The organism is Photorhabdus namnaonensis (genome assembly GCF_001684335.1).
Classification (GTDB): domain Bacteria; phylum Pseudomonadota; class Gammaproteobacteria; order Enterobacterales; family Enterobacteriaceae; genus Photorhabdus; species Photorhabdus namnaonensis.
Genome location: NZ_LOIC01000081.1, coordinates 37,719 through 46,341 on the forward strand (window position 1 = coordinate 37,719; position 8,623 = coordinate 46,341).

General features: G+C 36.9%; 7 protein-coding genes and 3 pseudogenes. 6 read left to right on the top strand and 4 right to left on the bottom strand.

Going from position 1 to position 8,623, the window contains the following annotated elements; translation table 11 throughout:
* Window positions 1-65: 65 nt before the first annotated feature.
* The 3 genes and pseudogenes from aac(6') to Phpb_RS16695 all read right to left on the bottom strand — a co-directional run bounded on the left by aac(6') (window position 66) and on the right by Phpb_RS16695 (window position 1,920).
* Entirely contained in the window at window positions 66-560 is a 495-nt protein-coding gene (gene aac(6'), locus Phpb_RS16690; protein ID WP_082302622.1) for an aminoglycoside 6'-N-acetyltransferase, read from the bottom strand.
* A 111-nt stretch (window positions 561-671) separates the two neighbouring features.
* A pseudogene (locus Phpb_RS23995) lies at window positions 672-857 on the bottom strand (NADH-dependent alcohol dehydrogenase); the annotation flags it as partial.
* Window positions 858-882: 25 nt separating this feature from the next.
* Window positions 883-1,920, bottom strand: coding sequence for an NADP-dependent oxidoreductase (locus Phpb_RS16695; protein WP_065391330.1), 1,038 nt, complete (start codon window positions 1,918-1,920; stop codon window positions 883-885).
* Window positions 1,921-3,227: 1,307 nt separating this feature from the next.
* Between Phpb_RS16695 and Phpb_RS16700 the strand changes: the two genes are divergently transcribed.
* Window positions 3,228-3,638 carry a toxin gene (locus Phpb_RS16700; protein ID WP_065391331.1) on the top strand — a complete coding sequence of 137 codons (411 nt, stop codon included), beginning with the start codon at window positions 3,228-3,230 and terminating at the stop codon, window positions 3,636-3,638.
* 267 nt (window positions 3,639-3,905) lie between these two features.
* On the opposite strand, the gene Phpb_RS16705 is transcribed toward Phpb_RS16700, so the two are convergent.
* Entirely contained in the window at window positions 3,906-4,469 is a 564-nt protein-coding gene (locus tag Phpb_RS16705) for an LOG family protein (protein WP_065391332.1), read from the bottom strand.
* Between the two features lie 430 nt (window positions 4,470-4,899).
* Between Phpb_RS16705 and rhtA the strand changes: the two genes are divergently transcribed.
* The 5 genes and pseudogenes from rhtA to Phpb_RS16730 form a co-directional block, all read left to right on the top strand.
* Window positions 4,900-5,793 (top strand): threonine/homoserine exporter RhtA, encoded by an 894-nt coding sequence (gene rhtA / locus Phpb_RS16710; RefSeq protein ID WP_046394739.1) that lies wholly within the window; start codon window positions 4,900-4,902, stop codon window positions 5,791-5,793.
* A 282-nt stretch (window positions 5,794-6,075) separates the two neighbouring features.
* On the top strand, window positions 6,076-6,582 hold the full coding sequence (gene dps / locus Phpb_RS16715; RefSeq protein WP_065391333.1) for a DNA starvation/stationary phase protection protein Dps: 507 nt from the start codon (window positions 6,076-6,078) through the stop codon (window positions 6,580-6,582).
* A 223-nt stretch (window positions 6,583-6,805) separates the two neighbouring features.
* Window positions 6,806-7,027 carry an alkylphosphonate utilization protein gene (locus tag Phpb_RS16720; protein WP_036777898.1) on the top strand — a complete coding sequence of 74 codons (222 nt, stop codon included), beginning with the start codon at window positions 6,806-6,808 and terminating at the stop codon, window positions 7,025-7,027.
* A gap of 524 nt (window positions 7,028-7,551) precedes the next feature.
* A pseudogene (locus tag Phpb_RS16725) lies at window positions 7,552-7,902 on the top strand (aldo/keto reductase); the annotation flags it as partial.
* Between the two features lie 305 nt (window positions 7,903-8,207).
* A pseudogene (locus Phpb_RS16730) lies at window positions 8,208-8,552 on the top strand (oxidoreductase); the annotation flags it as partial.
* Window positions 8,553-8,623: the final 71 nt, after the last annotated feature.

The window sequence follows — 8,623 nt, forward strand, 5'->3', positions numbered from 1 at the left end:
TTCAGTTATAAGAGATGAATGATGATAGAAATAGTCCAAGTCCCATTTCACCACCCAATTCATCCCTATCTGATTAATTTCCTGAAAAAAACGACCCGTTCTGTCTCAACAAACCCAAGAGATAAATGAAGAGCCAGTGATTCTGCATTATTTATTTCAGCATCTGATGCCATTTCAGTACATCCATGATCCTTAGCCCAATTTTTAATATGAGTGATAAGACGAGTCGCTAAACCGTTTCTTCTTAATTCCGGGGTAATGTAGATCCCCTCAAGGTAAGCTACCGGAGAGGAATTGCATCCATTGACATATTCAAATCTCAGTGAAGCCTCTGCAAAACCGCAAAAATCACCTAAATCCGATTGGATCATAAAAGCAATCTGGTTATCAGAATTCAAAATCGAGTTCATTTCTTCACGGTGACTTTCTTCTGATGCCGTAGGCCATAATGTATTCCGCAAATACAACCATTCATTAAAATTATGGCTATTACCCACTACAATCTGATAGAGATTATTTTCCAACTGAATATGCGATGACTGCTGATGTTTATTATCCATTTTTGACTCAAACATTTTTTCCTATTTAACTTATATCGTACCGCAAATTCATTCGCTAAAACAAACTCCAGATTTGTGAAAAGCCCTGGAGTCCCAGGGCATTCCGCCAGCTTAAAGGCTTGCTTGCAAGATCTGGCGACTAATATCTAACGTAATGTCTCTGTTTTCACCCAATTGAGTCAGACCGTGTGCTTCCAATTGTTTCACCACCCGATCAATGTCATCGACATCAAGGTTGTAATCTGACAAATGGGTCTGAATTCCTAACTCATTGAAAAAAACACGTGTATACGCAATAAGATCGCGTTATTTCTAATCGCATTTAATTATCAGGACCGACACGGACGACTAACTTGCCGAAATTATGGCCTTGTAACAGGCCAATAAACGCCTGTGGAGCATTTTCTAAACCTGACACCACCTCTTCGCGATATTTTATCCTACCTTCATCAAGCCATACGGACATATCGTGTAAGAATTCTCCAAAACGCCGAGCATAATGATCAGTAATAATGAATCCCTCCATCCGAATTCGCTTCCGCAGCAGTTTATTCATCAACAAAAACAAACGATCTGGCCCTTCTGGAAGGTCAGTGGAGTTGTAGCAAGACACCATTCCGCAAAGTGGCACGCGAGCAAAATCATTCAGTAACGGCAAAACCGCGTCAAATACCTTGCCGCCCACATTTTCAAAATAAATATCAATCCCCTTCGGACAAACCTTGCACAATTGCTCCGCAAAATCTGGCGCATGGTGATCAAGGCAAACATCGAACCCCAATACATCAACAGCATGGCGGCATTTTTCCGCACTACCCGCGACTCCGACAACATAACAACCTTTTAGCTTGCCTATCTGACCAACCGTCGCACCAACCGGTCCCGTTGCCGCGGCAACCACCAATGTTTCACCAGCCTTGGGTTGGCCGATATCCAACAATCCCATATAAGCTGTAAAACCCGGCATCCCCAATACACCTAATCGATAGGATGGGTGAACAGGTGATTGCTCTAAATTCATGAGTCCACTGCCATCGGAAACCGCATAATCCTGCCAACCGCTATATGCCAGCACCCAATCACCCACCTGATACCTCGGGTGATTTGAAGACACTACCCGGCTCACTGTCGCGCCGACCATAACGCTATCAAGTTCCACCGGCGGCACGTAAGATGGTTCATCACTCATTCGCCCACGCATGTAAGGATCTAGCGAAAGAAAAACGCTGCGTAACAGTATTTCTTTCTCCTTTATCTCAGGGACAGGTTGCTGTTCCAGACGAAAATCAGTCAGTGTCGGGGAACCATGCGGACGTGAAGCCAAGACGATACGGCGATTTATTTGTTGTGTTTGAAACATTCATCTTCTCCTTCAACATTAAAAGTCAGTATCATTGGGATACCCAAAAAGTAGACCAGTCATCTAATCATTAGGTATAAAAAAACACTGATGAATAGTGACTTCTAACAGTGTTTTTATTCGCTATGCATTCAATAATCGTTTCGTGCTAGCCATAGCACTTTGCAGCGGTGCGTTACTCTGGGTGATCTTCGCCATCAGGCTAGCCCCTAACCACTTGCTACCAGTTTCTCACTGATTTATAGCATTATTTTAAAGCACATGTTACACCGGCAGCTTATCAATAGAATAATCCATCATTAAAAATAGATTGTTTTGATTTTTTACTTTTAATAAGATAGCAAGAAGCTTCCAATTGGTACTCTGAATGACAAAACGATATCGTGATACGATTTAGTTTTATGCTGAATGTCTTTTTAAATCAGACACAAAGAAGAAATAAAAATAACCAATAATGCCACACTGAAAATAAACATATTAAGGTTCAATGACATTATATTTATAACAATTTCATTTTTTTATGCTATTTTAATCAAGGATGTAATAGTCCCTGTCGTGAATATAATATTAGCTCATTATCCAAATATCTGTTAATCAATGAATCAGAAAACTTATTAGCAATAAGAAAGACTTATCAAATTAGTGCATTTATTGCCACTCAAAATAAATACAATCTGTGACTAAGTTATACTCACTCGATATTACAACACATTAACATTTCATCAATATAATGATGAATTAATGTTCAAAAACAATAAAATCATTATTAACTCGCCATAGATTTAGCGGCCTATTTTTATTTGCCATTATGGTTGTTTTATATATTATTTATTAAAAACATAGACATATTTTATTATTTACATCTACGTTTTTAAGTACAAAAATATAATTAACCGGTTGTTATTTTATAATAAAACACAAAGAGCAAAAAAATTGACTTTTATCTGAGAGAAACGGTATCTTAAAAAACATCGAGGCAAAATAAAGCCTTTTATCTACACCATTTAATAGATAGTTTTTTTGATTTTAATCTTTTAAAAGGATAAAAATTATTAAAAGCGATAATAAAATGGTGATAACGATAAATAAAATGGTGATAACGATAAATAAAAATACCAAAATATAAAAAGATTGAAATTCAGGAAATATGAAGAAATGGAATTCTAATAAGGAGTAAAAATAAGCTATCAAATATAGCTAAGAAGGTTGGTTCCACCCCAAGTTATTTTATATAACCATAACAGGTTGAATTAAAATCTTGGAATTTATTAATTATACTTTTAAAATCAATCACAAGAGGTAATACTATGTCAGAGATCGAAGCAATTTCCTTAAAAGCACCAATCAGCGTTATTGTAAAAGTAACTAACAAATCACCATATAAACTTAAACTTATTCAGGATTCTATCCGTCTTGATCAAGGTGAGTGGACTACTCTTCCTCCTCAAGTAATTAATAGAAGCAATGACAACACTCCTGGAAAAGCGATTTGGAGAAGTGATTCAAACAGCCTGTTAGGTGGTGTCGCAGGGCGTTGTACCTATGTATTTGTAGATAGCAAAGGCGAAATCTATAGCATCTATATTACATGGAGCAATCCTTTGATTGGCAGCAGTAGCTACTCAATCTCAACCGATTATTTAGGTGATGATTTACACTTATCCTATACAGCGGATGGCGGTAACAATCCAATAGTAGAATATATGATCGTAAGCTAATATTTAACCATTAATATTAACAACCATTCCTGTGGTAAAATATTTAAATATCTATGCAACAGGAATGGTTTATTTATTTCGAGAATTAATATCCTCTCTACCTTAATCAAAGGTGAATACTGATTATTTCTCTCATTTTTGTATTATCCTCTCCTTCATTAAAGTGGATCGTATCTCCATATTTTTAATTACTTATCAGTTCAAGTTTTTTCTAGTTCTTTATTTACAGCATTACAATAATGTTGCTTTTTCATTATAAAATTGATTTTAATATGTTTTTATCGATGGCGCCCGATAATTATTAAAACGATCGAGTAAGATGGCAGGATCTTGTTCAATTATTGCCATATGACGATATTTTTCATGCAAAAATTGCTCATCCGCCATTTTATTAATCATGGCAATAAGCGGATCATAAAAGTTATTAATATTAAGAATACCGCAAGGTTTCGTATGTAACCCAATCTGGCTCCAGGTAAATACCTCGCTAAACTCTTCCAACGTGCCAAAACCACCAGGCAAAGCAACAAAACCATCAGCTAACTCAATCATTTTGTTTTTGCGTTGATGCATAGTTTCAACAACGTATAATTCCGTCAGATTTTTATGTGATATTTCCCGTGCTTCCAATAATGTTGGAATAACACCAATCACTTTCCCACCCTCTGCCAAAACCGTATTAGCAACAGCTCCCATAATACCTACACTGGCGCCACCATAAATAAGCGTAAGATTACGTTTAACCAATTCTTTTGCGAAGATAATGACATTTTCTTTATAGATTTCAGATACACCCAAGCTTGAACCACAATAAACAGCAATACTTTTCATTATCTCAGCTCCTGTTGCTTTATCTCCACATGAAAATCAGGATTATACGTTAATATCACAATCATACAACTCACTTTAAAACTGATATCAAGCAGGACAAAATAAGAATAGCTTTTTCATATTCAATATATTAGCATTAATCATAACTTATGCTTAATTATTATGATATAAAATCAAGCATCAACCAAGTTGTAATAAATACTTTCATCACTTGTAATCCCATAATTATCAACATATCAAAATAAAATATAGATTTATATCAGGATTATATTTCAATAATGAAATTAAATTTCACTATAAACATATAATATGGTCTAATAAATGAAAAATATCTCGCTAAAATTATATTCTCTAAACCTATTGAGTTATCTACGTTTCACTGCGAAGATTATCGGTCAGATCATTTGATTTTAATTGAGGTTTTGCCCGGATGTCTTCTTCCAAGCTCCAAAAGAGTGCTTTTCCATTAATACCTGTAATACTATTACTGCTTGCCATGACATCAATTCAGAGCGGTGCTTCTCTTGCCAAAACGCTGTTTCCGGTCATCGGCGCACCGGGTGTTACCGCACTGCGCTTGGGTCTTGGAACTATCATTCTGTTTATTATTTTTAAACCCTGGCGTCTGCGTTTTAGCCGAAAATCCATTATGCCACTGCTTACCTATGGTATTGCTCTTGGCGCGATGAATTATACATTCTATATGGCGCTGACAACTATTCCTTTAGGTATTGCCGTGGCCCTTGAGTTTACCGGCCCGCTGGCTGTAGCCATGTTCTCATCACGCCGACCAATAGATTTTCTCTGGGTGGCATTGGTTATCACCGGCTTAGCTTTCCTACTCCCTATTGGCAATAATAATATTGATAACTTAGATCCTATAGGGATCATTTACGCACTCAGCGCAGGTGTTTGCTGGGCGCTATATATTATTTTCGGCCAACGCGCCGGTGCAGGTCATGGAGCAGCGACAGTGTCTGTTGGTTCATTTATCGCTGCTATGATATTTTTCCCTGTCGGTTTGATCCAAACGGGGCCAGAACTATTATTTGATGTGTCCATTCTCCCTCTGGCGCTGGCAATTGCGATTCTGTCTACTGCATTCCCATATACACTGGAAATGATCGCTCTGACCCGTTTACCCGCACAGACATTTGGTACTCTGATGAGCCTTGAACCCGCACTGGGCGCGCTATCTGGTATTGTATTTCTGAATGAACATTTGACTATAACGCAATGGCTGGCGCTATTCTGTATTATTTTTGCCTCCATCGGTTCTACGTCAACAATAAAAGGAAAACCTAAAATCACCGAAGTCGATTAATCATTTTATTTAATCGAAATGAAATAGAAGCCGGAGGAATAAAGTCATTCTCCGGTTTTTTTATAAATAAAGAAACTCATTCATAATTAAATTATTCACACAAATTCATCTGATAAATTATTATATTTCCCAATATCACTCTAAGAATTTCATAGCAAATATTTCCCTATAAAAATTAACTATTGATTTAATAGGAACAAGCTATATGCTTTAAGACTAATATTGAGTTACATTCGTCTCAGTCAATAAAAAACTCATTATTAATACCAAGGGAAAACTATTATGGATACTGCAAGATTAATCAAAACAGGGATATCCACACTACTTTATACTCGCAATGATATCGATGATGATATTAAACAGGAAACCATTGAAATTCTGAACCACATGGTTATCCAATTTATTGATCTTTCTCTACTTACCAAACAAGCACATTGGAACATGCGTGGCAGAAATTTCATTTCCATCCATGAAATGCTGGATACCTTTCGCGCCACGATTATTGAACATACGGACATTTTTGCAGAAAGAGCCGTACAACTTGGTGGAACAGCTCTCGGTACCGTACAAGAAATTAATAAGCACACAATACTGAAAAGTTACCCAACAAATATCCATGACGTGCAGGACCATCTAAAAGCACTGGCCGACCGTTATGCTATTGTCGCTAATGATATCCGCAAAGCAATGGATGAAGTTGAGGATGAAAACACCGCGGATATGTTAACCGCCGCCTCCCGTGATCTCGACAAATTCTTATGGTTTATTGAAGCAAGCGTTGAGCAGTAAAATATAAAGAGCCGTCATATTAAGAGCTCTGAGACTTACAGGCCCCTGTTAACAACGGGGGCCTGTTTTGTTTACATTAACCTTTCATTACCCAAGACTCCGACACAGCAGAACATCATAAAATGCCCTCAATACGGATAAATTTCGCCATATTCTTTAAAAATCAGCACAAATTGTCTATAATCCACACTTATTTTCAGAAATAACCTGAGGAAATAATAAAATGGATAACGAAGTAAAAGACAGTAATGGCACCCTGCTTAATGATGGTGATTCTGTACAGATCATTAAAGATCTAAAAGTAAAGGGCACATCAGCAACGCTAAAACGCGGCACTTTAATTAAAAATATCCGTTTAACTCATCGTGACGATGAAATCGAGTGTAACGCAGATAAAATCAGAGGGTTAGTATTGAAAACCTGCTTCCTGAAAAAAGTAGGATAAATCACCTTTTCTATCGATTTTATTTACCGGATTAGCCGATAAAAAAAGGGGGAGAAGGCTGTTCAAGGGCAACCTTGTTAAGCTGTGAGCAAAGCGAACTAACAGCCCCCCTTTCTTTATGTGTATGCTTATAACTATCGTTAAAACAATCTAATATCTTTTAATTTTTCTCAACAGAGAATAAAACCGTGCGATCTATATCACCTTTTTTATCTTTATAAAAATATTACCTTTATTCATATTATATTTAATAAAATCATTTTTCGCATATGACAAATTAACATTCACAAATAAAATAGTGATAATTAAAACCGCCTCCAAGCCAAGCTTATTTTTTTCCCATAATTTACCTGTCTGCATTGTTGTAAGGAATATATCAAGAACAAGCAATTACACAATTTAAATTACAATCTCTATATTTTTGCCATATCAGCAAAAGACTTCTGCATTTATTGCTCTTTTTTATTGCAATTTATCTCATGATAATAAAACCTTTCTTAATTAAATATTACATGAGGTTTATTATGTCTGTTCCTGCATTTGGATTAGGGACTTTTCGTCTAAAAGATGATGTTGTGATCACATCAGTAAAAAATGCTCTTGAATTGGGATATCATGCGATTGATACAGCACAGATTTATGAGAATGAAGCAGCGATAGGACAAGCCATAGAAGAAAGTGGTGTAGCCCGTGAAAATATCTATATCACGACAAAAATCTGGACAAAAAATTTGAGCAAGGAAAAATTAATACCAAGTCTTAAAGAGAGTATCGCGAAGCTGCGCACTGATTATGTTGACTTGACATTAATTCATTGGCCATCCCCAAATAACGTTGTTAGTGTTGATGAAACAATGAATGCGTTATTGGCGGCTATCGCCACACTTGACCGTAACGAACGTCTGGTTAGTCCAGAAGGGCTTGCTCCTCAATGGGATAATTAATTACTCCTGCTTCTTAATAAACTCAGTAATCTCTCCGCTTTGCAGGAAAATAATTGCTTATTTCAGCTCCTTCGGGAGCTGTTTACATATTTACTTAGATATAAAAAACTCGAACATTTTTACATTTACAGCAAAAGTCTTTTGTATTAATAAGCCTTTTTAGAAAGAATTCGCGGAGCATAATATCTCCATATATACAAATTAAAATCAATGATTAATGAAGAGTGAGGAATATTATGCTGTTTGAACGCTATTCTCTGAATGGTTTATCGTTACCTAATCGTATTGTTATGCCGCCAATGACACGTTCACGAGCCGGAACAGACGGTGTGGCGACTGATTTGATGGCGGAATATTATGCCCAACGTGCCAGTGCGGGGCTAATTATCAGCGAAGGTACACAAATCAGCCAGCAGGGACAAGGATATGCATGGACGCCAGGTATTTATAAGTCTGAGCAAGTAACAGGATGGAAAAAAGTAACAGATGCGGTACATATGGCAGGAGGTAAAATTTTTGCTCAATTATGGCATGTAGGACGTGTTTCACACACTATTCTACAACGTGACTGCTCCCCGCCGTAAAAACGGCGAGGCTTCCCACTTCTCAGGCCGCCACCGTCTTTATGACGGATTTACGCTGGCCTCCGTGG

What these genes read in the sequence shown, in the direction of transcription:
- Phpb_RS16705 (WP_065391332.1), bottom strand. Translation starts at nt 4,469, where the DNA reads ATGAAAAGTATTGCTGTTTATTGTGGTTCAAGCTTGGGTGTATCTGAA.
- Phpb_RS16695 (WP_065391330.1), bottom strand. Translation starts at nt 1,920, where the DNA reads ATGTTTCAAACACAACAAATAAATCGCCGTATCGTCTTGGCTTCACGT.
- rhtA (WP_046394739.1), top strand. Translation starts at nt 4,900, where the DNA reads ATGTCTTCTTCCAAGCTCCAAAAGAGTGCTTTTCCATTAATACCTGTA.
- Phpb_RS16700 (WP_065391331.1), top strand. Translation starts at nt 3,228, where the DNA reads ATGTCAGAGATCGAAGCAATTTCCTTAAAAGCACCAATCAGCGTTATT.
- Phpb_RS16720 (WP_036777898.1), top strand. Translation starts at nt 6,806, where the DNA reads ATGGATAACGAAGTAAAAGACAGTAATGGCACCCTGCTTAATGATGGT.
- dps (WP_065391333.1), top strand. Translation starts at nt 6,076, where the DNA reads ATGGATACTGCAAGATTAATCAAAACAGGGATATCCACACTACTTTAT.